The organism is Alteromonas sp. LOR (assembly GCF_000753865.1).
Taxonomy (GTDB): Bacteria; Pseudomonadota; Gammaproteobacteria; order Enterobacterales; family Alteromonadaceae; genus Alteromonas.
The window spans coordinates 96,289-120,036 of sequence record NZ_JQFW01000004.1; the positions used below are offsets into that span (position 1 = coordinate 96,289).

General features: G+C 42.9%; 30 protein-coding genes and 1 tRNA gene. 24 read left to right on the top strand and 7 right to left on the bottom strand.

All coding sequences use genetic code 11. The features are described 5' to 3' along the window. Positions 1–169: 169 nt before the first annotated feature. Entirely contained in the window at positions 170–715 is a 546-nt protein-coding gene (sodC, locus tag JV36_RS0102125) for a superoxide dismutase family protein (protein ID WP_032095052.1), read from the top strand. A 147-nt stretch (positions 716–862) separates the two neighbouring features. On the opposite strand, the gene JV36_RS0102130 is transcribed toward sodC, so the two are convergent. After that, positions 863–1,294: an OsmC family protein gene (locus tag JV36_RS0102130; RefSeq protein ID WP_032095051.1), complete on the bottom strand. Its 432-nt coding sequence runs from the start codon at positions 1,292–1,294 to the stop codon at positions 863–865. Between the two features lie 479 nt (positions 1,295–1,773). Between JV36_RS0102130 and JV36_RS0102135 the strand changes: the two genes are divergently transcribed. The 15 genes from JV36_RS0102135 to JV36_RS0102205 all read left to right on the top strand — a co-directional run bounded on the left by JV36_RS0102135 (position 1,774) and on the right by JV36_RS0102205 (position 13,435). Continuing rightward, positions 1,774–2,586: a hypothetical protein gene (locus tag JV36_RS0102135; protein ID WP_032095050.1), complete on the top strand. Its 813-nt coding sequence runs from the start codon at positions 1,774–1,776 to the stop codon at positions 2,584–2,586. 381 nt (positions 2,587–2,967) lie between these two features. Then, the gene (locus JV36_RS0102140; protein ID WP_032095049.1) at positions 2,968–4,353 is read left to right on the top strand and encodes an integrase family protein; all 1,386 of its coding nucleotides are present in this window, start codon (positions 2,968–2,970) and stop codon (positions 4,351–4,353) included. Continuing rightward, positions 4,343–4,807: a hypothetical protein gene (locus JV36_RS0102145; RefSeq protein WP_032095048.1), complete on the top strand. Its 465-nt coding sequence runs from the start codon at positions 4,343–4,345 to the stop codon at positions 4,805–4,807. Before JV36_RS0102140 ends, JV36_RS0102145 begins: the two co-directional genes overlap by 11 nt. Before the next feature lie 71 nt (positions 4,808–4,878). Then, positions 4,879–5,142, top strand: coding sequence for a hypothetical protein (locus JV36_RS0102150; protein WP_032095047.1), 264 nt, complete (start codon positions 4,879–4,881; stop codon positions 5,140–5,142). Next, positions 5,142–5,402, top strand: coding sequence for a hypothetical protein (locus JV36_RS0102155; RefSeq protein WP_032095046.1), 261 nt, complete (start codon positions 5,142–5,144; stop codon positions 5,400–5,402). The genes JV36_RS0102150 and JV36_RS0102155 overlap by 1 nt, the downstream gene beginning before the upstream one ends. Continuing rightward, positions 5,399–5,800 (top strand): hypothetical protein, encoded by a 402-nt coding sequence (locus JV36_RS0102160; RefSeq protein WP_032095045.1) that lies wholly within the window; start codon positions 5,399–5,401, stop codon positions 5,798–5,800. Before JV36_RS0102155 ends, JV36_RS0102160 begins: the two co-directional genes overlap by 4 nt. A 68-nt stretch (positions 5,801–5,868) precedes the next feature. Beyond that, entirely contained in the window at positions 5,869–6,273 is a 405-nt protein-coding gene (locus JV36_RS0102165) for a hypothetical protein (RefSeq protein ID WP_032095044.1), read from the top strand. 579 nt (positions 6,274–6,852) lie between these two features. After that, positions 6,853–7,023, top strand: coding sequence for a hypothetical protein (locus JV36_RS19655; RefSeq protein WP_160173347.1), 171 nt, complete (start codon positions 6,853–6,855; stop codon positions 7,021–7,023). A 10-nt stretch (positions 7,024–7,033) separates the two neighbouring features. Beyond that, complete coding sequence (locus tag JV36_RS0102175) at positions 7,034–7,300, top strand: hypothetical protein (protein WP_032095042.1); 267 nt, start codon at positions 7,034–7,036, stop codon at positions 7,298–7,300. A gap of 3 nt (positions 7,301–7,303) precedes the next feature. Beyond that, entirely contained in the window at positions 7,304–7,480 is a 177-nt protein-coding gene (locus tag JV36_RS19660; protein WP_156141761.1) for a hypothetical protein, read from the top strand. A gap of 621 nt (positions 7,481–8,101) precedes the next feature. Continuing rightward, on the top strand, positions 8,102–9,265 hold the full coding sequence (locus tag JV36_RS0102180) for a phage major capsid protein (RefSeq protein WP_032095041.1): 1,164 nt from the start codon (positions 8,102–8,104) through the stop codon (positions 9,263–9,265). A 40-nt stretch (positions 9,266–9,305) separates the two neighbouring features. Further along, entirely contained in the window at positions 9,306–9,866 is a 561-nt protein-coding gene (locus JV36_RS0102185; RefSeq protein ID WP_032095040.1) for an HK97 family phage prohead protease, read from the top strand. Continuing rightward, positions 9,860–11,059 (top strand): phage portal protein, encoded by a 1,200-nt coding sequence (locus JV36_RS0102190; protein WP_032095039.1) that lies wholly within the window; start codon positions 9,860–9,862, stop codon positions 11,057–11,059. The genes JV36_RS0102185 and JV36_RS0102190 overlap by 7 nt, the downstream gene beginning before the upstream one ends. A 114-nt stretch (positions 11,060–11,173) precedes the next feature. Further along, positions 11,174–11,557: a hypothetical protein gene (locus JV36_RS0102195; protein ID WP_032095038.1), complete on the top strand. Its 384-nt coding sequence runs from the start codon at positions 11,174–11,176 to the stop codon at positions 11,555–11,557. 15 nt (positions 11,558–11,572) lie between these two features. Beyond that, complete coding sequence (locus JV36_RS0102205; protein ID WP_052010071.1) at positions 11,573–13,435, top strand: hypothetical protein; 1,863 nt, start codon at positions 11,573–11,575, stop codon at positions 13,433–13,435. 129 nt (positions 13,436–13,564) lie between these two features. On the opposite strand, the gene JV36_RS0102210 is transcribed toward JV36_RS0102205, so the two are convergent. The 3 genes from JV36_RS0102210 to JV36_RS0102220 form a co-directional block, all read right to left on the bottom strand. After that, positions 13,565–13,641 (bottom strand) — tRNA-Val (locus tag JV36_RS0102210). Positions 13,642–13,778: 137 nt separating this feature from the next. Then, positions 13,779–14,855, bottom strand: coding sequence for a patatin-like phospholipase family protein (locus JV36_RS0102215; RefSeq protein ID WP_032095035.1), 1,077 nt, complete (start codon positions 14,853–14,855; stop codon positions 13,779–13,781). Between the two features lie 219 nt (positions 14,856–15,074). After that, positions 15,075–15,491 (bottom strand): MarR family winged helix-turn-helix transcriptional regulator, encoded by a 417-nt coding sequence (locus JV36_RS0102220; RefSeq protein ID WP_032095034.1) that lies wholly within the window; start codon positions 15,489–15,491, stop codon positions 15,075–15,077. Between the two features lie 294 nt (positions 15,492–15,785). Between JV36_RS0102220 and hmgA the strand changes: the two genes are divergently transcribed. Together hmgA and hppD are read left to right on the top strand one after the other, a co-directional pair. Next, on the top strand, positions 15,786–17,084 hold the full coding sequence (gene hmgA, locus JV36_RS0102225; protein WP_032095121.1) for a homogentisate 1,2-dioxygenase: 1,299 nt from the start codon (positions 15,786–15,788) through the stop codon (positions 17,082–17,084). 329 nt (positions 17,085–17,413) lie between these two features. Continuing rightward, entirely contained in the window at positions 17,414–18,487 is a 1,074-nt protein-coding gene (gene hppD / locus JV36_RS0102230; protein WP_032095033.1) for a 4-hydroxyphenylpyruvate dioxygenase, read from the top strand. A gap of 152 nt (positions 18,488–18,639) precedes the next feature. Here hppD and JV36_RS0102235 read toward each other — a convergent pair whose 3' ends face one another. Next, on the bottom strand, positions 18,640–18,999 hold the full coding sequence (locus tag JV36_RS0102235) for a VOC family protein (protein WP_032095032.1): 360 nt from the start codon (positions 18,997–18,999) through the stop codon (positions 18,640–18,642). 486 nt (positions 19,000–19,485) lie between these two features. On the opposite strand from JV36_RS0102235, the gene JV36_RS0102240 reads away from it, so the two are divergent. The 6 genes from JV36_RS0102240 to JV36_RS0102265 all read left to right on the top strand — a co-directional run bounded on the left by JV36_RS0102240 (position 19,486) and on the right by JV36_RS0102265 (position 22,904). Further along, positions 19,486–19,875, top strand: a complete 390-nt coding sequence (locus tag JV36_RS0102240) for an ACT domain-containing protein (RefSeq protein ID WP_032095031.1) — start codon at positions 19,486–19,488, stop codon at positions 19,873–19,875. Between the two features lie 2 nt (positions 19,876–19,877). After that, entirely contained in the window at positions 19,878–20,381 is a 504-nt protein-coding gene (locus tag JV36_RS0102245) for a PTS sugar transporter subunit IIA (protein WP_032095030.1), read from the top strand. An 84-nt stretch (positions 20,382–20,465) separates the two neighbouring features. Continuing rightward, on the top strand, positions 20,466–20,813 hold the full coding sequence (locus JV36_RS0102250) for an ArsC family reductase (protein ID WP_032095029.1): 348 nt from the start codon (positions 20,466–20,468) through the stop codon (positions 20,811–20,813). Further along, complete coding sequence (gene dapE / locus JV36_RS0102255) at positions 20,807–21,943, top strand: succinyl-diaminopimelate desuccinylase (protein WP_032095028.1); 1,137 nt, start codon at positions 20,807–20,809, stop codon at positions 21,941–21,943. The genes JV36_RS0102250 and dapE overlap by 7 nt, the downstream gene beginning before the upstream one ends. Then, positions 21,943–22,626 carry a M15 family metallopeptidase gene (locus tag JV36_RS0102260; protein ID WP_032095027.1) on the top strand — a complete coding sequence of 228 codons (684 nt, stop codon included), beginning with the start codon at positions 21,943–21,945 and terminating at the stop codon, positions 22,624–22,626. Before dapE ends, JV36_RS0102260 begins: the two co-directional genes overlap by 1 nt. Positions 22,627–22,697: 71 nt before the next feature. Continuing rightward, positions 22,698–22,904, top strand: a complete 207-nt coding sequence (locus JV36_RS0102265) for a DUF2897 family protein (RefSeq protein WP_032095026.1) — start codon at positions 22,698–22,700, stop codon at positions 22,902–22,904. Between the two features lie 55 nt (positions 22,905–22,959). On the opposite strand, the gene JV36_RS0102270 is transcribed toward JV36_RS0102265, so the two are convergent. Together JV36_RS0102270 and JV36_RS0102275 are read right to left on the bottom strand one after the other, a co-directional pair. Next, positions 22,960–23,286 (bottom strand): heavy metal-binding domain-containing protein, encoded by a 327-nt coding sequence (locus JV36_RS0102270; RefSeq protein ID WP_032095025.1) that lies wholly within the window; start codon positions 23,284–23,286, stop codon positions 22,960–22,962. Between the two features lie 51 nt (positions 23,287–23,337). Beyond that, complete coding sequence (locus tag JV36_RS0102275) at positions 23,338–23,742, bottom strand: HIT domain-containing protein (RefSeq protein ID WP_032095024.1); 405 nt, start codon at positions 23,740–23,742, stop codon at positions 23,338–23,340. Positions 23,743–23,748 lie beyond the last annotated feature (6 nt).

The following is a 23,748-nucleotide window of genomic DNA, read 5'->3' on the forward strand; positions in this document are numbered from 1 at the left end:
GTGATGTTCGCAGTGAATCTTTGGCTTCAACATAGCGTAAAAGCTCCTTTCAATAAGGGCTGTAGCGCTTTTACGAATCATTGAATTAAACTGGCTTGTTTCGTGCTCCTAATCTTTGTACCTAGCAATAAATGCTAATAACGTTGGATATGAAGATAAGGAGAACATCATGAAGAAACGTTTACAATTTACCCTTGCAGGGTCAATGTCATTACTACTAAGCGCTGGTTGTTTCGCGGGCCATCACCAAGAAGATGGCAAAGAGGTTATGATGAAAAACCTAGAAACTGGCAAGAGTATTGGCAGCGTAATGGTGAGCAGTTATGACGATGACGGCGTTGTGTTTACGCCCAGCCTTTCAGGATTAACACCAGGGGTGCATGGTTTTCACGTGCATCAGAATGGCGATTGCTCACCTTCAATGAAAGATGGCAAAAAGGTATTGGGCGGCGCAGCTGGTGGACACTTTGACCCCGAAGATACAGGCAAACACAGAACCCCTTGGTCTGAAAAGGGTCACGAAGGCGACCTTCCAGTTATCTACGTTGACGAAAACGGATATGCCGACCAACCTATTTTCGCGCCAGAACTGGAATTTGAAGACATTAAAGGTCGAGCGTTAATGATTCACGCACAAGGTGATAACTATTCAGATACCCCCAAAAAGCTCGGCGGCGGTGGCGAACGCGTGGCCTGCGGTGTCATTAGTGAATAAGAGTAGTAAGTAAAATCAGTAAATAAAGTGCCAAGTGTTTAGGTACTGTTTACATACAAGAAGAAGCGGCATAATGCCGCTTCTTCTTGTATGCTTTTTTAGTCAATGATTGTTACTTAACTTCTAACCATTGACCATTTAACTGCATTAATTCGACAGCTTATACTCCAGCGTAATCTTAGTGTTTAAAAGCTGTGACACTGGGCAATTTTCTTTTGCTCCCTGAGCAATTTCCTCAAATTTATCCTCAGTGATCCCTCTTACGCTAGCGTCTAAAATCAATGCTGATTGCGTAATTTCAAATCCATCATCACTTTTCTCTAAGCTGATTTTTGCTGTGGTATTTAATTCACCGTCATCAAAACCAGCATCTGACAGTGCAAAAGAAAGAGCCATAGTGAAACAGCTTGCATGGGCTGCACCAATGAGTTCTTCTGGGTTAGTCCCTTTTCCATCTTCAAAACGGGTATTAAAACCGTAAGGGTGGTTAGACAAGGCACCCGTTTCTGTAGAAACACTGCCTTTCCCGTCTTTTCCTAACGGTTGATAAATTGCGCTACCTGATTTTACTATTGTCATTTCATCTATCCTTATCTGGTGTTCGCACTTTTGCCAAACCAAGCTCCAATAACTGTCGTGCTTCAAACCCAGTTATTTTCAATCGAACCACTTGGCTTGATTACAAGACAAAAGCGTTGCAAGTGTTCTGCCAACCGCCTGGCTTTGCTCCAGCCCCTACCATGCATGGACTTTGGAAATTATATTCGCCAGACAGCGCTAACGCTTTTACGTAAAATGTAAGCGAAATACAGAGATGGCTGAAAATTTTACTTGTGCTTTTTACTTACCCCTTAAAACATGAACTGTTGTCTCTGTACCAATAGTTCAATCACTTGAGCACTAGATCTTCGTCTAAAAAAAGAATTTGAAATAATTTAGGCATATAGCCAGATTTGCAGTGTTAATTTTAAGGCGCCTTTGCCTATTCAACACAAATAATTGATGATATTTTTGGACAAGGATTCTGGTTTATAAGACTGATTTACAAGGACAGGTAAATGATGAAACTCTTTCACTCCCGCTTAAAAAGCACAAGCGTAAAAAACACCGCTTTTTATCGCTCTTACACAATCATCGGCGTAACCCTAAGCGCTTTGCACCTAACTGCTTGCAGCGATAATAATGACGCAAGTGACATCGACGCTGTTGAGGAAGTTGATTCAGCTATTGGCATTTGGTTTGGCGATGCGACAACTATAGATAACGAACAAGAAAGCGTTGTAGTAGCCGTTTCCTCAGAGGGAAAGGCAATTCTGTTTGCAGAAAACTCTAGCAATGTGCTTATTGCGAATGATGTGGTTGGCACAAACGTCATCACTTCTGAAGATACTATGTACTATCCCAAAGATAATATGACGCGATATGGCTCAATGCAGGCAAGTGCAACAAGCGACATGCTTGAAGGGACGGCAACGGTATCGGGCAGCGTCATTGAGTTTTCTGCTACGACAGTGACGTCACAAGACATCATTACCCTTACTGATGTTGCTGGAAATTATTCTGACTCATCTTCAGATAACACTTTCACTCGCTCTTTTGCTATAGACAACGAGGGTGTAATAAGTGGCTCTGACACTGCAGGCTGTATTTACTCAGATAATGTCGAACCTATCGCAGATGTTAATACGCTTTTTAACATAACGGTCGAAGTTGATACATGTTTTGAAGACTTTACGTATGAGGGCCTTTTGGCCTATGGAACCTTCCCTTTTGACTATGAAGGTGCAATTAACGATAGGAAAGGGATTGTCATCGTGGCCGAACATGCGTCAAGAGCATACGCTATAAGACTATTTAGCCCTCAAAATTAAATTAGTAAATATACTTAGGATTGTTCGATAAGGTATTTGATCACATTCTGATTTGCTATTAGCGAGCTTACAGGCACAATTCGCGTCACTTTAAAGTCGTGGTTTTTAAAGAAGCTTTAACGGTATTTAAGTAGAAAAATAGATGGTGCGTCTACCCTGATTCGAACAGGGGACCTCTACCATGTCAAGCACTTTTACCATCTCACCACCAAGAACCATAAAGAACAACCAAAAACAAATAAATCATTTAAATTCATACGCTTAATTAAAAATACAAGTTAACTAGAGACCTCTACCCTTTCCTGATTGTTCTTGATTGTTCCCCTTTTTTCTCCCATAATGTTCCCACTTTGTTCCCACTTTTTAATTTAAGGGAAAGTTATGGCAAATTTCAGCCCTACTTCTATCACCAAAACCACCGCCGCTAATTTCATTAAAACAGCGAAGCATGAAGCTGAATTGCCTTGTGAAAAGATCATCGGCTTTCACTTAAGAAAAACACAAAGAGGTGGAACCTGGCGATTGCGTTACACCGACTTTGCTGGCAAACGCAGAAAAACCAGCTTAGGTAAATTTGTTGATGGCTCAAAAGATAGAATTGATGCAGCGGAGCAAGCAATTGAATATCGTAGTAGCTTAAACAAAGGAACAGACCCGGTAAAAGAGGTAGAAGCTAAAAAGGAAGAGTATAGGCTCAATGAGCTCACGCGAAGCAAAAGAACCATAGGCGCATATTTAGACGGCCCCTATAAGTTGCATCAGTCGCGCAAGTCAAACAATGGTAAGCATACGCTCGACATGATTCGTAGGGCTTTTGCTGAATACCTTGATCATCCAATGGATGAATTAAACAAGAGTCTCATACATCAATGGCAAGTTGAATATACCAATTCAAGAGTTGATAAAAAGACTAAAGAAATTAAACCTCGTTCACATGACACCGTGAGCCGCTCATACGCAGCTTTAAAAACAATGGTAAGGCATGCGTATCGAAATGAGGTTATAAGCTCTTTTCCATTAGCTGAGGTTTCGCTATTGGATATGACTGATACCGAAAAAGAAAAACTTCACAACAAAGCAGACAATAAAAGAAGATTGCTTTCTGATTTAGAAATTGATCAACTTAATGATGGATTGGAGAAGTATAGAGAGCAGATAATACAAGGCCGTGAAAATAGTCGGCAACATGGTAAATCACACCTACCCTCTTTTAACGATGTTGCTTTTCCAAATTGGTTTTTTCCTTTTTTTAAGTTAGCCGCTTATACAGGTATGCGCCCAGGTGATCTCTATAACCTTCATTGGCATCAGCTTAACCTTAATTTTAAGCGCTTGGTGAAAGTACCAAACAAAACACGACACCATAAATCACCGGCTAAACTCGATATACCATTGAGTGAATCAATAACGCATGTAATGCGACAATGGAAAGAGCAGAACGGAAACCCTTCAGAAGAAAATCTTGTCTTTACCTCCCCTGTTACTGGCAAGGAGTTATCCAGAGACGCGCACGAAAAGCCATGGAATAATATTTTGATGCTTGGAGGTGTAGAAGCCAAGCTGGACTTTTATTCTTTAAGACATCATTACATAAGTAAACTTGTGGCCAAAGGAGTTCCACTCTTTACAGTGGCGAAGTTATCAGGCCACAAGTCAACAAAGATGATAGAAGAACATTACGGGCATCTTTCCCCCCATCACGCCGCCGAGGCGCTTGAAGCTATATCATCCGACTTTAATAGTGGAGTGGTTTCTAATGGAAATTAAAAAAAATAACGACAGCACGGACGTACTGAAAAAAGAGTTACGGAAATCTGCTGGCGGCTTTGCTGTTTTTGCTGACTTTTGCTCTGAATATGAAGCAGGCAAAATTAATGAATTAACCCTCGATAACTTATACGAAATACTCAAACCCATGCTTGAAGATGAATTGTGCAACGGTGAAAAAACCCAGGCTAAGGAAATTAGAAACCTTTCTGCGAAGTACCTTAAAGCAAATCGCACCCCACACAAGCAGCCAAACCCTGCAGAAGAATATAGAAAAGGCATGAGTATCGCGATTACTTTTAATGAACTGCGCAGCTCTGGCACTTCATATGAAGAGGCATTAAGACTTGCAGGAGAAAAAGAAGCAGTTGGAGAAAAACGAGCAGAGCAATACAAAAAATTATATGAAGAGAAAGCTAAGAAACATGTTAATGAAGTAAAAAAAAGGTCGTGATCCTTTGTTAGGTAAAAACAATTAGCGAAAAGCAACAATATGGAACTGTCAGTAACAACTAAGGAAACAAAATGACAGTTCAGGCACAAATGAAGACCGCAACTTCCGAAAGTTTAGAAAACTACAAACCAAATATGCTCTTGCTCAAAGATACTCAGTTAAATGAGTTAACGGGCATACCTGCAAGTTCATGGCGCAAATCACGAATGACAGGTTATATCCTAGGAGTACCCGCACCACACCACATAAAATTCGGTAAATCTGTACGTTACCGGCTCGCAGACATTCAAGACTGGCTTGAAGGCTTAGATCAGAATGGCAAGGAGGGCATGTAATGGAAACAATAAAGGAGTTGGTAAACAAACAGCTTGAAGAGCTACACGCTCGATATTCCCACCTAAGCGATAAAAAGAAAGTGAAGTTCTACAGGTCGATGCTGTTGTCGTTCGGTAAGGAGCGCAAAGAGAACCTGGATAAGTTAGGCGAAGCAGAAGAAATGCTTAGGCACTTTCTTGAAGTCGAAACTGGACTAAGTATGACCATCGACGGCCTAAATGAAAAAGTAGAAGAACTTGAAGCAAAGGTGAAGAAATGAAAAAGAATGAAGCCACCCCGAAGGGCGACAACATCAAGAACGGCAATTCTTATGTTACAGAAATCGGCCCGCGTATCAAGAGCGAATATACACTTGAGATGCTTTTAAAGGTAGGTCCAAACGGTATTACCCAGCCGGAGGCCTATTCCGTCTACCGTGAATCGTGCTTGCATTCAACTATTTCAGCGCTACAGAATCAGCACGATATCAAAATAATGAGACGGTCTGATAAACAATCAATAGTACACAAGCGCCAGAAGCCTTTTTCTCGTTATTGGCTACCCGATATTGTTCAAGCTAACAGAGCGTTAACGTTGCTGAATTTTTATCGAAAGCAGAGGAACGCCCCATCTCTAAAGCTTAGCGCTATATATCAACCCACTAGTAAACCAGTGTAGCCCTTGTGGTTACCCTTTTTCGGGTAACTTCTTACCCATAACAGGGTAAGAAGTACCGAGGGGATATTATGGCAAAGAGCAAACCAAGACCTTTTGCTGGTATACCTAACAGAGTTATCGAGCATCCTGATTTTCATGCTTTAAGTGCTAACTCAGTGCGCTTATTACTCTGGTTCGCTTACCAATACAAAGGTAACAATAATGGCAAGTTATGCGCCGTTCACTCGCAGCTACACGACAAAGGGTTTAAGTCGAAGTCTACGCTTAGTGCTGCTTTAAAGGAGCTGCTTACTAAAGGGTTCATTGAGCTCAGTAAAGGCTCAGGCTTATGTAAGAACGGACGAACGCCTAACTACTACGCATTAACCTATGAGAGCGTGGACGAGATTAGAGGCTTTGACATGGATATAAAGCCAACTAGTAAGGCCCTAAGAACTTTCATTGATGATGTAGATAAAAGGCGCAGTGCTTAAAAAAGCCAGGTATCAAAATGTGTACAGCAAACATGATTAGCGGTACACATTCCGTACACTGGCTCAATTTAGCGGTACACATTCCGTACACTGGCTCAAGTTTAGTAAGCAATTAAAACAATAACTTACGAATATTGGAAAACCTTACCCAGTGTACAGATTCTGTACCCCTTAATAGTAAGCCATACATAGAGTTATTTAACGCACTAAACAAACAACAACTAAACATAGAAATAAGGGGGAAAGGACAAGTAGAAAAATTTGGGCTAAAAACAAGTCGAATCCGACTTAAAAAAAGTCAAATACGACTAGCTGGTGGATTTAGGTTTTAACTTTTGCTCGCAGGCATCCTTTACCCACTCGGAAAACGGTTGATTAAGTTTGGCTCGATCAGTCTCAATTCTCTCGAGCAGACCATCTTCGAAACGAATGTTTTTCCTGGTAGAACCTTTTCGTTCATCAGACCTTTTTGAAGAATTATTATTTTTTTCTTGCATTGGGTGTGTACCACTCTTATATTAATGGGTGTGTACCAATCAATATACAACAACGTCAGTTAGCAAACAATGGAGAATAGTTGTGGAAAACGAAGAAACAATTTTTTCAGTGATTGAGAACAAGCTGCCTTACCGAATTATTAAGACAGGCCTTGAGTCATTAGGCGAAGCGAGAAAAGCGCTGGCACAGGCTGAGAAGGAACTAGGCGGTAATATCGGCCTAGCCATTAGAAAAGAAAGTTTATTTAACTAGAGGAACTACCATGAACTCAGAAATGGAAAAAAGAGCATTAGATGTTGAAGATAAACGAACCGCTGCAATCGATAAGGCTGAGGCGATATTGAGTCTTGTACAGCTTGGAGTCGAAGAACACGGAGTGAATCAAGAAACAGTCTCTAGAGCATTGTGGGCCGCTGGCGATCTTTTATTCGAGGCAAGAGAGGCTCAAACAGATTTTCAACAAGAGTTAGCAGAGAGAAACGTAAGAATAGTTCACCAGCAAATTGAAAACACATTAAGGAAGGTATAAGCCATGACACACACAGATAAAGCGTTAGTTGATAGCATGGAGCAAATAAAAGCGCTTAGCTCGACATGCCAACAACAAATATTTGAAAACACCATAGACTTAGGTAAACATGAGTTAGTCGTTCACGCCCTCCTAGATAAGATACAAGAGACCTGTAACGAGTGGTTACCCAAAGCTTGATAGAGTTCGAAGGGGGTAACGTTCTGTTACCCTCTCTTTATAAAAACCGTCCATATCCCGTCCACAGCTAAAAGCTATAAACATCAAAAAGCTAAGCAATTCAATAATGTAAATGATTTTTGGCGTTTTCCATTGTGGAATACACATTACTTGTCATATACATGTCACGGAAAAAACCATAAAGCGCACATTTCATAGCTGAATCATAGGGTTACAAGGTTTTGTGGGTTTTCTATAGAGGAAAACGCAAAGAGTCATGCCTGTCCTGATTTCGGGACTGTTCTGTCCTGATATCGGGATTATTGACCAATCAACCAATCGGTTGAAGAAAGTTAACTGATTGGTGTAGTCGCCAAATACCAAATATTTAGAATTTAAAACTAAAAATAGACTTAAATTAAGCATTTAATGCTGTGAAGATCAATATTTGCGCAATTTATTATTGATATTGTATTTATATACAGTATTATTGAGTTGCTCAATGCTTAAGCAGCGGGCAACTACCAAGCGGGGCGGTTTGGTTTCAAGTCTTTTGCCTTATTAAAGTTTAGATACCGCGCTCACTATCGCCCCGCTTACTCTAATAGTTGCCTGAAGTTAAAAACTAAAACAGGTAACAATATGAAATTATTATTAGAGTTAAGATCGAAAAAGGCAGACCTTCATGCCCAAATGAAGAAGATGGTTGAAACTGCCGAAAGTGAAAAGCGCAGTTTATCCAAAGACGAAGACGCAAAATTCAAAGCGCTTCAAGAATCAATTGAAGAAACGAACGCAAGCATTCAGCGAGCGGAAGTTCTTGCAGACAATGAACGCAGTTTAATTACTGGCCCCGAGTCAACTCCAGAAGATAAAGCCCCTAGCAACGCAGAGCTTAGAACGTTTATCAAAACTGGTGATGTTCGCTCACTGACAAGCGCCGTTGATTCAGATGGCGGTTTCGCAGTAGTTCCGACACTCGATAGAGCTATTTACAAATTACTTCGAGACAACTCAGTTTTTCGTTCCAACGCCACTGTTAAAACCACCTCAAGTAAATCACATGAATTGCTAGTAAGTACCGGCGGTACTACAGCTTCATGGGCCGCTGAAGGTGATACACGAGGCGAGACAAGCACAAGCAATTTAGAAAGCATAGAAATCAGACTTAATAGTCTTTTCGCCTATCCGAGCACTACACAAGAATTGCTTGACTGGTCAGACTTTGACATTGCCGGCTGGTTAACTTCAGAAGTAGCGGAGCAAACCGGAGTGGTAGAAGAAGCATCATTTTGGAATGGAGATGCCGTTAAAAAGCCAAAAGGATTGTTAACTTATCCCACGGCTGCAACTGACGATTCAACACGAGCATTCGGTACTATCCAAGCAATTGAAACCGCAGCCGCGAACACACTTACCGGTGATGACCTGATTACCTTTGTTCACAAGTTACGCCAGGGCTATAGAGCCGGCGCTAAGTTCTATATGAATGATGCAATGTTAGAACGAGTTCGCAAACTCAAAGACTCTGATGATAATTATCTTTGGAGACCAGGCATCGCAGAAGGCTCACCTAGTACGCTTTTAGGTAAAGCGGTTGAGATAGCAGAAGCTATTCCAGACGACCAAATTGTATATGGTGACTTAGCTAAGGCTTACACGGTTTTAGACCATACAAGCGGTATCCAAATGATTCGAGACAATATTACCTCAAAAGGTTTTGTGAAGATGTTCACGACTCGTTATGTCGGCGGCGGCCTAGTTGATTCAAATGCTATTAAATCACTAACAATCGCAGCAGCTTAATTCATAGAGGGGCCGCGGCCCCTTTTTTCGAGGTTATTCAATGAAACTAGAAGTAAGAGCGGCGGCTGGTTTAAGCCTTCAAGGTAAGAAGATCATCGGGCGACCAGTTGTTTACAACTCACGCTCAGAAAATTTAGGCGGATTCGTGGAAATCATTTCCCCTGGTGCGTTTGGTGATTCAATCAATGGTGATATACGCGCATTGGTTGAACACGACTCCAAAATGCTAATTGGTCGAACTGAGTCTAATACGATGCGCATCAAGGAAGATCGGGAGGGGCTATTAGTGGAGATAGACCCGCCCAATACAAGAGCAGATCTTTTAGAGAGCATTGAACGCCGTGATATTACTGGAATGAGTTTCGGTTTTACCGTTAATGACCAGGGTGCAGAATGGAACTTTGACGAAGACCCCGCACTTAGAACGGTAACAAGCGCCGTGCTTCACGAGATAACCATTACTAGTATGCCAGCTTACAGGGCAACTAACGTTCAAGTCGCAATGAGACACTTGGAAAATTACAAGAACTCAAGCGCACTTAATTCGCTAGGTTATGAGCTCGACTTGGCTAAGTACAAAACAGAGGTACTAGGATGCTAAACCCGTTGAAGTTCTTCAAGCGGTCAGCCTCGATAACATCGACAGACCAACTTTTAAATCTTTTGTCTACCACTCACGAAACCGCTTCCGGCTCAGTAGTGAGTAGTGACACGGCCCAGAACTTACCCGCTGTTTATTGCGCGGTAAATACTATTAGTGAAGCTATCGCGTCGATGCCTGTTCATGTTTACAAAAAAAACGAGAGCGGCGACAAAGAGCGCCAGCGCAGTAATGTTCTTGAAAGGCTATTAAACATTTCGCCAAACGGCTACCAAACTGCTTTCGACTTCAAAGTTGCATTGATGCGCAGCGCTCTACTCACTGGTAACTCTTACGCTGAAATTATTTATGATAATGCGGGTAGAGTTCAAAAAATAATACCGCTTCACCCTAACGAGGTAACAGTAAAAGAATTACCTAATTACCGTTTGGGTTATCACGTCACTAGAAAGGGTAAGTATCGTTCGTTGCAGCAAGAAGAAATGCTTCATATTCGAGTTAACTCTGATGATGGAATCATAGGTAAAAGCCCTATTACTGTTTGTAGAGAATCATTAGGCGCTGAAATGGCCACGCAAGAACACGGCTCTAGCCTTTTTAAAAATAAGTGTGCTCCTTCAGGTGTGTTTACCTGGCCCAATAAAATGAGCGCCGAGACGATGAGGACTACCTTAGACTACATTACCAAGAACTACACTGGCAACAAGAACTCAGGCAAGCCCCTGATCATGACTGAGGGCGGAGAGTTCACCAACTTAACCATGAGTAACCATGATGCAGAGTGGCTGGAGTCTAAGAAGTTCGGCATTGCTGAGATAGCACGTATGTTTAAGATAAGCCCTATATTCTTACAGGATTACAGTAACAGTACTTACAGCAACTTTGCCGAGGCCTCTAAAGCTTTCCTTCAGCAAACGTTAAAGCCCTGGCTTACTAACATAGAAGCCTCTTTACTGATGAACCTGATACCAGATAGAGCACAGAGCACAACATCTATTCAGTTCGAGACAAAAGATATAATGAGAACTACTGCTAGGGAACGCTTTGAACTATATGACATAGCGATTAGAAATGGATTGATGAATCCTAATCAATGTAGACGAGCCGAGAACATGGAGCCGAGAGAAGGTGGTGATCAATACAGTCAAAGCTGGTTGCAACAAGCGAAAGCAGCAGAACCGACGCAGGATTAGGTATCACTTTGGGCAAGGGGTACGGGGGTATTTTCAAGACTAGGTTCGATTTACACAGTACCGCCGCAATAGGTTTTTTTACACGCCTGGCGTTCAAAATTTGGAATTAGCAATATGAATAAAACAATTAGAACCCTCGACAGGATCAGAGAAGACGCAGCCAAGCAACAGACAGATCCATTGAAGAGTAAGACAGATAAGGCTTACAGCTTTCCATCATGCCCCCGGCACATTAAAGGTGCTGAGAAAAAAGTATGGAGCGAAGTTCGAAAGGAAATGGAAGTTTTTGAACTAATAACGGGCGCTGATAAGGCTATTCTTGAACAATATTGCTTTCTTATGGCGCAATTGAGAGAGCAACCAAGCGAATTTACTGCATCATTACACGCTCAGTTGAGAGGGCTAGCAAACGATCTATACCTCACGCCAGAGAGCCGCCGCAAAGCTAAATTAAGCATTGCTGAAGATGATGATCCTCTCAAAAAATACGGCTTGTAATGCTAAGGGGCAATTATGGCGAGTAACATCGGACGCTTAACAGTTGATTTAAGACTGGCTTCACAGAAATTTGAGGCCAGCCTTAAAAAAGCTACGGCTAACTTAACCACATTCAGAAATAGAGCCAATACCGCTGTAAAATCTATCGGCGGCATGCAGGCACGAATAGCTGGCCTAGTAGGTGTTGCAGGTTTTGGCGCGATGATATCAGGCAGCCTTAAAGCTGGTGATTCAATTGCTAAGTTATCAGACAGAGTTGGAATAAGTACAGAAAGCCTTTCAGCACTCCAACACATGGCTGAACTTAATGGCGAATCTATCGAAGGGCTCGACAAATCAATCGAGAAAATGTCACGCTCAATCGGTGAAGCATCCCGCGGAATAGGTACCGGTAAAAAAGCATTCGAAGAACTTGGAATTTCTATCAACCAGCTCCAAGGCCTTAATGCTGAAGAACGTTTCTTAACCATTGCTGAAGCGATAAAGGGCGTAGGAGATAAATCACTCCAAGCGAGTTATGCGTCAGATATTTTCGGTAGGTCTGGTATCAAGTTGATAAACACACTTGACCAGGGCCGCGAAGGTTTCGAAGCCGCTAAAAATGAAGTTGAGTCTTTAGGCCTCGCATTGAATCGAGTTGATGCCGCAAAGATTGAGGCCGCTAATGATGCGATATTGAGAGCGCAGAAAGCAATTAAAGGCGTATCGTTACAAGCGAGTTCCCAGCTTTCACCACTAATTGAAGCCGTTGCAACTGCTTTCACGGAGTCCGCAACACAAGGGAATAATTTTGGTGAGACAGTAAAGAATGTAATAACAGGAAGCTCGAAAGTCGTTGGTGTTTTTGCCGATGGAATACATGGCATCAGCATAATCTTAAAAACCGTCGAACTTGCCGTTAAAGGGTTTGGTACGGTTTGGGCAACAGTTCTTGACACAGTCGTAAATCAAGGACTAATACCATTTGCGAATAAAATAAACGAATATGCTTTAGGTCCAATTAAAGATGTATTGTCATTCGCTTCAGAGTATAGCGATACCGCGAAACAAATGCTTAACGAGCTTTCTAGTTTCGAGGGTGTAAAAAATGTAGACGGTATAACAAACTTTGCAGATTCGATGAAAGAATCTTTAGAAAGTTCTAGAGTCGATTTACAAAATGCGATGATGAAAACGATTCCCTCAGTTGCAATGAAAGCAAAGATTGATGAAGTTTTCGAAACTGCTAACGAGAACGCATTAAAAAAAGCACAAGACGTAAAGGATCAACTAGAAAAAACACTGGGCGTTAGTCCAACCGTTGAAGAACCGGTGACTGAACCAGAAAAAGGCTCTAAAGAAGAAACCAGCGATGAAGAGAAGATAGCTAAAAAGCGTTCATACCTTGAAAGGGTAGCGAATCTTGAAATAGGGCAATCAAAGAAAGTAGCCGCCATACAAAGAGCTATAAAGCTTAAGCAACTTATTATGAATAAGTTCAAAGCAATATCGGAAGCAGTTGCATCCGCTCCGTTCCCTGCCAATATCCCAGCTATAGCCCTGGCAACCGCGGAATCATTCGCGGCCTTATCTGGCTTTAAAAGCGCTGGTTCTTTTGAGGGTGGTGGCTATACGGGCAGGGGTGCAAGAGTTGGCGGCATAGATGGTAGAGGTGGTATACCTGTTACCGTTCACCCTAATGAAATGATTATCGATTTAGATAAGCAGAAAGCGCAAAGCTTGCAGACCGTTAAAAGCGGTTCAACTAACACTAACAATACAACTATTTCAATTAGCAACATGATACAAGGAAGTAGTGATGACATCTTATCAGCAATAGAGCGGCAACCAAGACGACTCAAACGGATAATTCAAAGTGTTTCAGTAAGGCCAATCTAAATCAGACAACGAAAACATGGGTAGTTTCAGCAATGGAACTGCCCTTTTTAAACAGTGTTCCCGATTCGTTCCCACTTTTATTTTTAAAGTTTTTTGTGAGTCTATACTTACGCTGCAGGGCTTGTGTGGTGGTGCGTCTACCCTGATTCGAACAGGGGACCTCTACCATGTCAAGGTAGCGCTCTAACCAACTGAGCTATAGACGCATTGTGTATCTAGGCGTTGATAAATAACAAATGGGCATTTGTTTGCTCAACGGCGCGTATAATACTGAGGCAGAATGAAAGCTGCAAGAAAAACTTAACAAATCGCGCTTAAGTGTTTATTTTACCAGCAACTTCATCTAACGTTGATTGAAAGGAAGGGGTTTAATACTGTCTACCAATCTTCCATCGTTCACCGCTTCCATAAAGTACTCCCCCAACCTATCGGTTTCGCTTAGTACAGTTTGCCAGTATTTTATGCGCGTAGGCGCATCGAGCACTTCAAAGTCTTTCCTATCAGGTATCTTGCCGTACGGCAGTTTTGCAACAAACGATGGTGAGGGCACTAGCATTACTACATTATCGTAGCTTGAACGGTGAGGTACCCTGCGCTTTAAGCCCTTATCGAACCATCCAGGTATAGGTTTGTTGTAAAAGTGAGGATATAAAACCAAGCCTTCATCGGGGCCAAAAGACACGTCAAAATGATAGTCGATTATACCGCCGTCTCTGTACATGCCTACTGGCGCGCCCTCAATTTCTCTCACCCCTTCAATGACAATGGGGATAGACCCTGAAGCTAAGAGTGCGCTATGAATATTCCCTTCAGTAAGAGAATGGAAATGAGATGGCATACCGTATGGGTCGGTAATGGTTAATTGGCTGTTGGGCGAAGAAAACACGTACCGCTCGTAAAGCTTTGCTAAGTTCTTGCGGCTGACCGTATTGGCCGCTGCGCTCATGGCAAGACCCGAGAGCTGTTGCAATTTACTTTCAAACCGTGTGGCACCCAAGCATTTAGCCACAATTAAGTGGGCTTTGAATCGCTCATTGGCCAGCACTTCTTGCTTGCCCTTGTCGCTGACCATTTCTTTTAAAAGATCTTCTGCTTTCGCCGTAATCTCTCGCGCCGTTGGCTTATTGCTGCTGTAGGTAGTGGTAGAGTATGACTGTGCCAGCCTGTTTATGGCAGCAAGCGGATCGTTTTGTACTGCGCAGATTGCGCGAAACGCACCTGCCGACGAACCTATAACATGAATTTGATGCTGAACATTGGCAAACCATTCAGGGAATAAAACTCTGTCTAAACCAGCTAGCGAAAACCATTTCGGGCCGCCTGAAGCGCCTAAAAAGTAACTAAACAATTCAGGGCGGAAACCATTTTTTAAAATTGTTTCGTGTGCTTTTTTACCTGCATATACTTCTAATGGTGCCACTGGTTTTCCTGTTCTGATTTTTACAGCTACCGCACCGTGTTTTGTGCTGCGCTTTTTACTGTGTTCCGTGCTGCGCTTTTTGCCGTGTTTAGTGAGTGCTGTGCTGTATTTTGTGCTTTACTGCATTTTGAACACAAATTACCAGTTAACCTGTTAAAAGTAACCGTTTTACCTCACAGAATGTCACTTGTCCTACCACGCTATTTCGGCACCAAGCCTTTACTTTTGTTGGGTTAAGCTATTTATCACTTTTAAAAATATGTGGTACTCATCGTCAGTGATATTTTCTAATCTGTCTGTTTGCCACTTCGCAACTAATGGCGTAAGCGCGTTGTAAGTACGCACTCCTTCTGCAGACAACGATATGTTGATAGCTCGCTTATCATTTTCATTCGTTTCGCGAACAATCAGCTGCTTACTCTCCAATTGCTGAAGCGCTCTACTGGTTTTGACTTTGTCTAAACGAGTGGCAACTGCAATATGCTTTGATGTTAACGACATCGCATTACCTAGCGTAGCGAGCACGCGCCATTCTGGCATAGTTAACCCATAGGGCTTGTATACCGTAGCGAGTGATTCACTTAAATCACTGGATAACATAGCGACCTTATAGGCGAGCATATCGTTTAACTGCACGGGTAACTTCCTTACATTTATCGCTTCTTATAAAAGCTGTCTGGGTACATAAATAGCGCATCTAACATGTAAACTAATCGGCACAATTTGCGGTTAAGTTCAGGCGCTAATCTGCATTCACATTTGATTTACATAGTTGTACGTTCTAGCCTAAACAAATTAGTTTCATTTGTAACTACTTTCGTAAACAGTTTCTTTAGCAAGCGTTAAGCGCAAAAAATTAACGGCAAAGCCTTTTTTTAAGCGCTTTTGATTAGAGAAAAAGGGCAAGGAGTATTATTGGTGCAAGAATTGATGCAAAATCTAGAATACATGAGTGGGTTTAATAACGAGCACGAAACCGAAGCGCTCGCTGATGCGCTGCCAAAAGGTCAATTTAGCCCGCAAAAGGTAAGTTATAATCTTTATACAGAGCAGTTCAGCAGTACGGCTTTTACAGCGCCACGCCACTCTAATAGACGTAGTTGGACTTACAGAATTCGCCCCTCTATTGCGATGGGCGACTTCCTACCCTACTCTCAATCATTAATTAAAACCGGCCCCGAAACAGACATTCCCTGTCCGCCAAACGTATTGCGATGGGATCCACTTCCGCTACCAGAAACACAGACCGACTTTATCGACGGGCTTATTACCGTAGGCACTAATGGCGATGCAAAGGTGCAAACCGGCATGGGTATCCACTGCTATTGTGCCAATGCATCTATGGGAAATCGCGTCTTCTACTCTTCAGACGGCGAAATGTTGTTTGTTCCTCAACAGGGCATTCTGTATGTAAAGACTGAGTTTGGTAGGCTAACCGCGGCTCCGGGTGAGATAATGGTTATCCCTCGCGGGGTGCGTTTTTCGGTGGACGTTGCCGAAAACGACCCGGTTCGTGGCTACATTTGCGAAAACTACGGGCACCCGTTTGTATTGCCTGAGCGTGGACCGGTGGGCGCAAATGGATATTCAAACCAACGAGACTTCTTATATCCAACTGCATGGTTTGAAGATAAAGACACACCGCATACTGTGATCAATAAGTTTTGCGGTAACTTATTTGCTGCCGAGCTCGACCATTCTCCCTTTGATGTGGTTGCCTGGGTTGGCAACTCTGCCCCCTATAAGTACGACCTTGCTAATTTCAACGTGATGAACACGGTAAGTTTCGATCATCCAGACCCGTCTATTTTTACCGTGCTTACCTCACCCTCTGAATTAGAGGGCACGGCAAATGTAGATTTCGTTATCTTTCCACCGCGCTGGATGGTGGCAGAGCACACTTTCAGACCCCCTTATTACCATAGAAACGTGATGAGTGAATTTATGGGGTTAATTGAGGGCACCTACGACGCGAAAGAACATGGTTTTGTGCCTGGAGGTATGAGTCTTCACAACTGTATGACACCTCATGGTCCTGAGGCAGAAGTGTTCGAAAAAGCCTCTAATACTGATTTGTTACCCCAACAATATAAAGATACATTGGCATTTATGTTCGAATCTCGATTCCCCATAGCGCCCTCGGCCTATGCGATGCAAACTCCTCTACGTCAAAAAGACTACATAGGGTGCTGGAAGGGGTTAAAGAAATACTTTGATGGCACACGCTAAAAACCATTTAGTTTGAAACATCGAGGTAAAACCATTTAGTTGCAAAGAGTTCGGCAACAGTGTGGTGTGACTTTCTTGAACTTGATACGCTGTATCAAAAAGTGAACACCACCAGCCTATATTCTTAGTTTAACTTATCCAATAAAATCAAGGTATTAATTACTATTTTCTGCCGCTAAGCGTTTGATTAGACACAACTGAAAACTTATCGTTACAACCATGCTTTCCAATTGGAATACGCGTGTATCTCCTCACTATTGCTTGTCTTTTAACGTCGCGCTTACAATCGAGTCACAATTACAAAAACACTTTGCTTAAGGAAAATACCCATGGCAGATTTATTTGAAAACCCAATTGGTTTAGACGGGTTCGAATTTTTAGAATTCACCGCGCCAGAGAAAGGTATTCTGGAACCAATGTTTGAAGCAATGGGCTTCACCCTTGTCGCTCGCCACAAGTCAAAAGACGTTGAGTTGTGGCGCCAGGGTGACATTAACCTTTTAAGCAACTACGAAAAAGACTGCCACGCGGCTTATTATGCTGAAGAGCATGGCCCATCAGCATGCGGAATGGCCTTTAGAGTGAAAGACTCACAAGTAGCATACAACGAAGTGCTAGAGCGCGGTGCGCAGCCTATGAATACATACACAGGCCCCATGGAATTGAAGCTTCCAGCCATTAAAGGCATCGGCGGCGCCATGTTGTACCTCATAGACCGCTATAAAGGCGAGAACACAATTTACGACATCGACTTCAACTGGATTGAAGGCGTCGATCGCCATCCAGTTGGTTGTGGCTTCCATACGCTGGATCACCTTACCCACAACGTATATCGGGGCCGTATGGACTTTTGGGCAAACTTCTACGAGAAGTTATTTAACTTCCGTGAAATCCGTTACTTCGACATTAAAGGTGAATACACAGGGTTGTTATCTAAAGCCATGACGGCTCCAGACGGTAAAATTCGTATTCCGTTAAACGAAGAAGCCGTTGGCGGCGGCGGTCAAATTGAAGAATTCTTGATGAAGTACAACGGCGAAGGCATTCAGCATATTGCTTTTGCGTGTGACGATCTTGAAGTGTGCCTTGATAGGCTAAAAGCGCGAGGCATGAAATTTATGACGCCTCCGCCCAACACGTACTACGATATGCTAGAAGAGCGTCTACCCGGCCACGGTGAAAACGTAGAAGAACTGCAAAAGCGCGGTATCTTACTCGACGGTACCACAAAAGATGGTGAGCCTCGCCTGTTACTGCAAATATTCTCAGAGACCGTATTTGGGCCTGTGTTCTTTGAGTTTATTCAACGAAAAGAAGACGACGGCTTTGGCGAAGGTAACTTCAAAGCACTCTTTGAGTCTATTGAGCGCGACCAAGTTAGTCGCGGTGCGCTTAGTAAATAAGAGCGGTTAAACAGCAAGAAAGAAGTGTAAAAGAACAACAATAAATAAGTGGGCGAGCGACATATAATCAAATAAAGGCTCAATGCTCACATTAAAAAGCATGTGTTAAACACATGCATTAGGTGACTTTTAAAACGGCGACTGAAGAAATTTCATTCGCCGTTTTTTTCATAAAGTGCACAAGCTGCGCCTGAAGGGTCTAGAATTGTGCAAAACCGATCCTCTCCGTGATGCTTTATCTCTCCTACTTGCTTGCCACCTTTTGTTTCAACGCTAGCTAACGACTGTGTTAAATCATCCACCGTAAAGTAGTTTATCCAGCCTCCGGGTAAGTCGCTATTCACCCCTTTCTTGTGGCAAATACCGCCAATGGGCGTACCGTCGGCACTCATCATAACGTAGTCATTGTACCCGCCCATATCAATAGGCTCTTTTTTCCATCCCATTACTGATTCGTAAAAACTCACTAAATTCTCTGCGTGCTCTGTTGTAATATCACACCAACTAGACATAGTTGTTCCTTATGCATTAACGCCGCTTTTTTAGGACACTGCTTTTGAGGGCAGTGCTTTTTAGAACGCTGCCTTTTGGAAGTAGAAGCCTAGCGACGAGGTCTAAATACTTATCAATAAGTGTAGCTTAGTTATGCCGTTTTTAGCGCGTGTTTTCAACAATGATCATTAATGAGGTACCTGATGAAAACCACACAAAATCATAATGAAGAGGGACAATGTCAAGCTAAGAAATTGCAAAATATATAAACATTTTTGATTTTGCTTGTAGACACAGCCTGTGGAAAATGCTTGTGAAACCTATAATGTTATCCACTGCACATTGTTTGTACAGTTTATTTTATTATTTATAATCAACAAGTTAAGACAAGACCCCAAACTACTCAACAAACTTATCCACAGATTAAGTGGATAACACGTGACACTTAATCACAGTTAATGGTTTAATGTGGATATGTTGGAAGCATTCACGTTTTTTGATTATTCATGCCTAAACAAACACTTTTAGTACACGACTCCTTATTCACTATTCACAGCTTAGATCCCGACACGAGCATTCCGTCTTCCGTGCTAAATAGCCCATTATTCTTTCTTGGAAAGACCGAAGACGAACTGTCTATTGTTGTTCCTGAATCGGTGGAAGTTGACTCCGTCGATAGCGATGAAAATTGGCGTGCACTCGAGTTACTCGGCCCACTTCACCTTTCAATGGTAGGTATTATGGCTGAGTTGGGACACGTGTTGGCGGCTGTAAAAGTTGCTATTTTTGTTGTTTCTACCTTCGACACCGACTTCTTTTTAGTAAAAGACAACAAACTTAATGATGCGGTAAAAGCATTAAAGAAAGCAGGCTATACCGTAAACGGAACTCAATAACCGTGAAGAAAGGTCAGCTACTTTCTTCTCCCCCCGACACGTTTAAAAAGTCGTTCGACATTGCTTCTCCAGTGAGCGGACAAGTACAACCACTCAACTCTATTGATGGTACGCTTTATACGCAGGGTTACTTTGGGCCCGGCGCCGTAATCAATGCACCGTCATCGAGTATTAAAGCGCCTTTTAATGGTATCTGCACGCGCGTTACGCCCCTAGATTACGCCATTGAAATTAAATCAAACGTAGGGTTGAAGTGCTTGATAAAGTTCGGAGAAAGCACCCAGCATCTTCACGGTGCTCAATTTAATTGTCACGTAAAGCGCGGTTCAACATTTAAAGCAGGTGCGGTATTATTTACCGTCAATACGGGTTGGCTTAAGCAGCAGGGCGTAAACAATGTTTGTATTATGACGTTGCTCAACGCGAATGCGTTGCTAGGTGTTATGCCCACCACAAGAAAATATGTAGAAGCTGTTGAAGACCCATTACTCACCTTATTTGTGTGATGAGTTATTTTACTTCGCTCTTATCAATGGGCTTAGTGACGGTCTCAGTCCATCCATTATATTCAGAAGTACGGAATTAATATTATGAGCACAGTTATGTATGGTATTGCTAACTGCGACACCATTAAAAAAGCGAAAAAATGGTTAGCTGAAAAGGACATCGACTTTACTTTTCACGATTACCGAAAAGACGGTGTTGATGCAGAGTTCTTGGCTCTTGCTGAGTCCCACCTGGGTTGGGAAGTGATGGTCAACAAACGCGGCACGACTTACAGACAGCTAGATGAGGCAGAGAAAGCGACTATCGACAAAGATAAGGCGCTGGCGCTTTTAGAACTTCATCCCGCAATGATTAAGCGCCCTATTTTAGTTAAGAACAATACGTTTCATATTGGTTTTAAACCTGCTCAGTACGAGGAAATATTTTGCTAAACGACTCCGTTATTGATATCGCTAAAAACCTGATTAATCGGCGCTCGGTTACACCAGATGACGCAGGCTGTCAGGACGCAATGAAAGCATTTTTGGGCGAACTTGGTTTTGACAATGAAACTATGGTGTTCGACGACACCACTAATTTGTGGTCGAGACGCAACTCTGAGGGGCCGCTATTTTGCTTTGCAGGACATACCGATGTGGTGCCAAGCGGACCTGAAAGCGCGTGGAAAACATCGCCCTTTGTTGCCACTGAAATAGATGGCTACCTTCACGGGCGCGGCGCGGCAGACATGAAAGGAAGTCTTGCGGCTATGCTTGTTGCCACTAGGGAGTTTGTTAACAAGTATCCTGATCACAAGGGAAGTATTGCGTTTTTAATTACCAGTGATGAAGAAGGCCCTTTTATCAACGGCACAACCCGCGTCATTGATACCCTTGAAGCCCGCAATGAAAAAATTGACTGGTGTTTAGTCGGCGAGCCATCCTCTACCGATCATGTGGGTGATATCGTGAAAAACGGACGCCGTGGTTCTCTCACTGGCGATCTTATCGTAAAAGGTATTCAAGGCCACGTAGCTTACCCTCACCTTGCGAAAAACCCAGTGCACCTAGCGGCGGCGGCGCTTGATGAACTGGCTAAGTCCCATTGGGATAACGGCAATGCATTTTTTCCGCCCACTAGCTTTCAAATCTCCAATATCCACGGCGGTACAGGCGCCGGTAATGTGATACCTGGTGAGCTTCACGTTTGTTTTAACTTCCGTTTTTCTACAGAAGTGACAAACGACATACTCATTGAGCGTACCAAAGCCATATTGGACAAACACGAGTTAGACTATGACATCAAGTGGACCTTTAACGGACAGCCATTCCTTACCGACTCAGGTGCCCTACTTGAAGCCACTGAAGGCGCTATTGAATCAGTAAAAGGGAGCCCCACGGTGTTATCAACTGCAGGCGGCACATCAGACGGCCGATTTATTGCGCCAACTGGCGCTCAAGTGATTGAGCTAGGCCCCGTTAACGCCACTATCCATAAGATAGATGAGTGCGTAAAAATGTCTGACCTTGAGCAACTCGCTGATATGTATTTTGGCATTCTCGAACGCCTGCTTGCCAACTAATGACTCGCAACATCACAGACCAACAGTGGCTAGGCCAGCAAAACCAAGACTTGGTTGATGCTGGTCATGGCCATTTGCTTCACCCTACCGTGAAATTAGCTTTTACCGCTATGCAGCAAAAAGCCCATAGCGACGGTATCGACCTACAAATAGTCAGCAGCTTTCGCAGCTTTGAGCGCCAGCTTGCTATATTTAATAAAAAGTGGCGTGGTGAGACAATATTGCGCGATGCAATCGGCGAAGTACTCGATAACACTTCGTTATCAAGTACCGATAAGCTGCACGCTATTTTGACATGGTCAGCATTACCCGGCGCCAGTCGCCATCATTGGGGTACCGATTTAGATGTCTACGATAGAGAGTCGGTTCATCAATGGAACGGCTCCTTCGAGTTAGTGGAACAAGAATACCTGCCACAAGGGCCATGTTATGCACTTGCCTGCTGGCTTGAGGGTAATATGGCTGAGTTTGGCTTTTTTCGACCTTTTAGCGAAAATAAAGGAGGTGTTGCGCGAGAGCCTTGGCATTTAAGTCACAAAGCTGTTGCGACTGACTTTGAGCAGTCAAGAAGCATTGAAGCTTTCGCTAGCGCCCTAGAACAAAGCGACATGCTAGGTAAAGATACGGTATTAGCTAATTTACCTTATTTATATAATCGCTATGTGCTTAATAACGGTTCATAACGATGTGAAGCATCTCATTGCTGATACAAGCACTTTCCAATTTCACATTCACTACATAACTGAGAGCTAGTATGGACACAATTTGGGTAATCGTTATCGTTGTATTGGTATTAGGGGTGGTGGTTGGCAATATTACGTTATTAAAGTACAGCGCTAAATTTAAATTCCCAACACCGCCTAAGCCTGTTGATGATGACAAAACCAGTAAAGGGCCAGCTGGTAAATCAGAGGGTAAGAAAACGTCTAATGGATTTGATGATGAAGACGACGACTGGTAGCAAAAACGCTGCTTAGCAAGCAGCGTTTTTTCAAACTAACGTGTTAATTTTCAGTTTAAAGCGGAGTTGTTTTTACCGCAGTGCCGCTGATGCTCACCATCAGCATACTGCCTTTATCGCCAATGACCTGATAGTCTAAATCTATACCCACTACCGCATTTGCGCCCATTGCACGAGCCTCATGCTCAAGTTCACTAAACGCAAGCTTTCGCGCAGTCGTTAGCTCTTCTTCGTATGAACCAGAGCGCCCACCCACAATATCTCTGATAGAAGCAAATAGGTCTTTAAAAACATTGGCTCCCATAACAGCTTCGCCAACAACGATGCCGTAGTAGCCTTCAATTTTGTGGCCTTCAAGTGTCGGCGTAGTAGAGATGATCATAATAACTCCATTTAAGTGTGTTGTTTTATAGATGGCGCTTTTTGCTAATTGTTATTCGCTTAGCGCCTGTTTTAATGTTGATAATATCGTACTCGCCTCGGCATCGTCGTAGGCCACAGGCGCTTGATTACCCCAAACGGGTTTGGGCCAAGCTACATCATTTTCAAAGCGCGCTACATGATGAACATGAAGCTGCCTAACCACATTGCCTAAAGCCCCTACATTCAGTTTATAAGGCGTAAATACCTGCTGTAGCACTGTCGACACCTTGGCTGATTCTGCAAGCAACGTCTGCTGATCATGCTCCGGTAAATCAATTATTTCAGCGATGTTGTTGCGCATGGGCACTAAAATAAGCCACGGAAACTGCTTATCATTCATTAACAGTACACGACAAAGCGTTAAATCACAGACAAAATATGTATCATTGTGTAAACGGCTGTCTAACTCAAACATCCTGCT

What these genes read in the sequence shown, in the direction of transcription:
- sodC (WP_032095052.1), top strand. Translation starts at nt 170, where the DNA reads ATGAAGAAACGTTTACAATTTACCCTTGCAGGGTCAATGTCATTACTA.
- JV36_RS0102130 (WP_032095051.1), bottom strand. Translation starts at nt 1,294, where the DNA reads ATGACAATAGTAAAATCAGGTAGCGCAATTTATCAACCGTTAGGAAAA.
- JV36_RS0102135 (WP_032095050.1), top strand. Translation starts at nt 1,774, where the DNA reads ATGATGAAACTCTTTCACTCCCGCTTAAAAAGCACAAGCGTAAAAAAC.
- JV36_RS0102140 (WP_032095049.1), top strand. Translation starts at nt 2,968, where the DNA reads ATGGCAAATTTCAGCCCTACTTCTATCACCAAAACCACCGCCGCTAAT.
- JV36_RS0102145 (WP_032095048.1), top strand. Translation starts at nt 4,343, where the DNA reads ATGGAAATTAAAAAAAATAACGACAGCACGGACGTACTGAAAAAAGAG.
- JV36_RS0102150 (WP_032095047.1), top strand. Translation starts at nt 4,879, where the DNA reads ATGACAGTTCAGGCACAAATGAAGACCGCAACTTCCGAAAGTTTAGAA.
- JV36_RS0102155 (WP_032095046.1), top strand. Translation starts at nt 5,142, where the DNA reads ATGGAAACAATAAAGGAGTTGGTAAACAAACAGCTTGAAGAGCTACAC.
- JV36_RS0102160 (WP_032095045.1), top strand. Translation starts at nt 5,399, where the DNA reads ATGAAAAAGAATGAAGCCACCCCGAAGGGCGACAACATCAAGAACGGC.
- JV36_RS0102165 (WP_032095044.1), top strand. Translation starts at nt 5,869, where the DNA reads ATGGCAAAGAGCAAACCAAGACCTTTTGCTGGTATACCTAACAGAGTT.
- JV36_RS0102175 (WP_032095042.1), top strand. Translation starts at nt 7,034, where the DNA reads ATGAACTCAGAAATGGAAAAAAGAGCATTAGATGTTGAAGATAAACGA.
- JV36_RS19660 (WP_156141761.1), top strand. Translation starts at nt 7,304, where the DNA reads ATGACACACACAGATAAAGCGTTAGTTGATAGCATGGAGCAAATAAAA.
- JV36_RS0102180 (WP_032095041.1), top strand. Translation starts at nt 8,102, where the DNA reads ATGAAATTATTATTAGAGTTAAGATCGAAAAAGGCAGACCTTCATGCC.
- JV36_RS0102185 (WP_032095040.1), top strand. Translation starts at nt 9,306, where the DNA reads ATGAAACTAGAAGTAAGAGCGGCGGCTGGTTTAAGCCTTCAAGGTAAG.
- JV36_RS0102190 (WP_032095039.1), top strand. Translation starts at nt 9,860, where the DNA reads ATGCTAAACCCGTTGAAGTTCTTCAAGCGGTCAGCCTCGATAACATCG.
- JV36_RS0102195 (WP_032095038.1), top strand. Translation starts at nt 11,174, where the DNA reads ATGAATAAAACAATTAGAACCCTCGACAGGATCAGAGAAGACGCAGCC.
- JV36_RS0102205 (WP_052010071.1), top strand. Translation starts at nt 11,573, where the DNA reads ATGGCGAGTAACATCGGACGCTTAACAGTTGATTTAAGACTGGCTTCA.
- hmgA (WP_032095121.1), top strand. Translation starts at nt 15,786, where the DNA reads ATGCAAAATCTAGAATACATGAGTGGGTTTAATAACGAGCACGAAACC.
- hppD (WP_032095033.1), top strand. Translation starts at nt 17,414, where the DNA reads ATGGCAGATTTATTTGAAAACCCAATTGGTTTAGACGGGTTCGAATTT.
- JV36_RS0102235 (WP_032095032.1), bottom strand. Translation starts at nt 18,999, where the DNA reads ATGTCTAGTTGGTGTGATATTACAACAGAGCACGCAGAGAATTTAGTG.
- JV36_RS0102240 (WP_032095031.1), top strand. Translation starts at nt 19,486, where the DNA reads ATGCCTAAACAAACACTTTTAGTACACGACTCCTTATTCACTATTCAC.
- JV36_RS0102250 (WP_032095029.1), top strand. Translation starts at nt 20,466, where the DNA reads ATGAGCACAGTTATGTATGGTATTGCTAACTGCGACACCATTAAAAAA.
- JV36_RS0102260 (WP_032095027.1), top strand. Translation starts at nt 21,943, where the DNA reads ATGACTCGCAACATCACAGACCAACAGTGGCTAGGCCAGCAAAACCAA.
- JV36_RS0102265 (WP_032095026.1), top strand. Translation starts at nt 22,698, where the DNA reads ATGGACACAATTTGGGTAATCGTTATCGTTGTATTGGTATTAGGGGTG.
- JV36_RS0102270 (WP_032095025.1), bottom strand. Translation starts at nt 23,286, where the DNA reads ATGATCATCTCTACTACGCCGACACTTGAAGGCCACAAAATTGAAGGC.
- JV36_RS0102275 (WP_032095024.1), bottom strand. Translation starts at nt 23,742, where the DNA reads ATGTTTGAGTTAGACAGCCGTTTACACAATGATACATATTTTGTCTGT.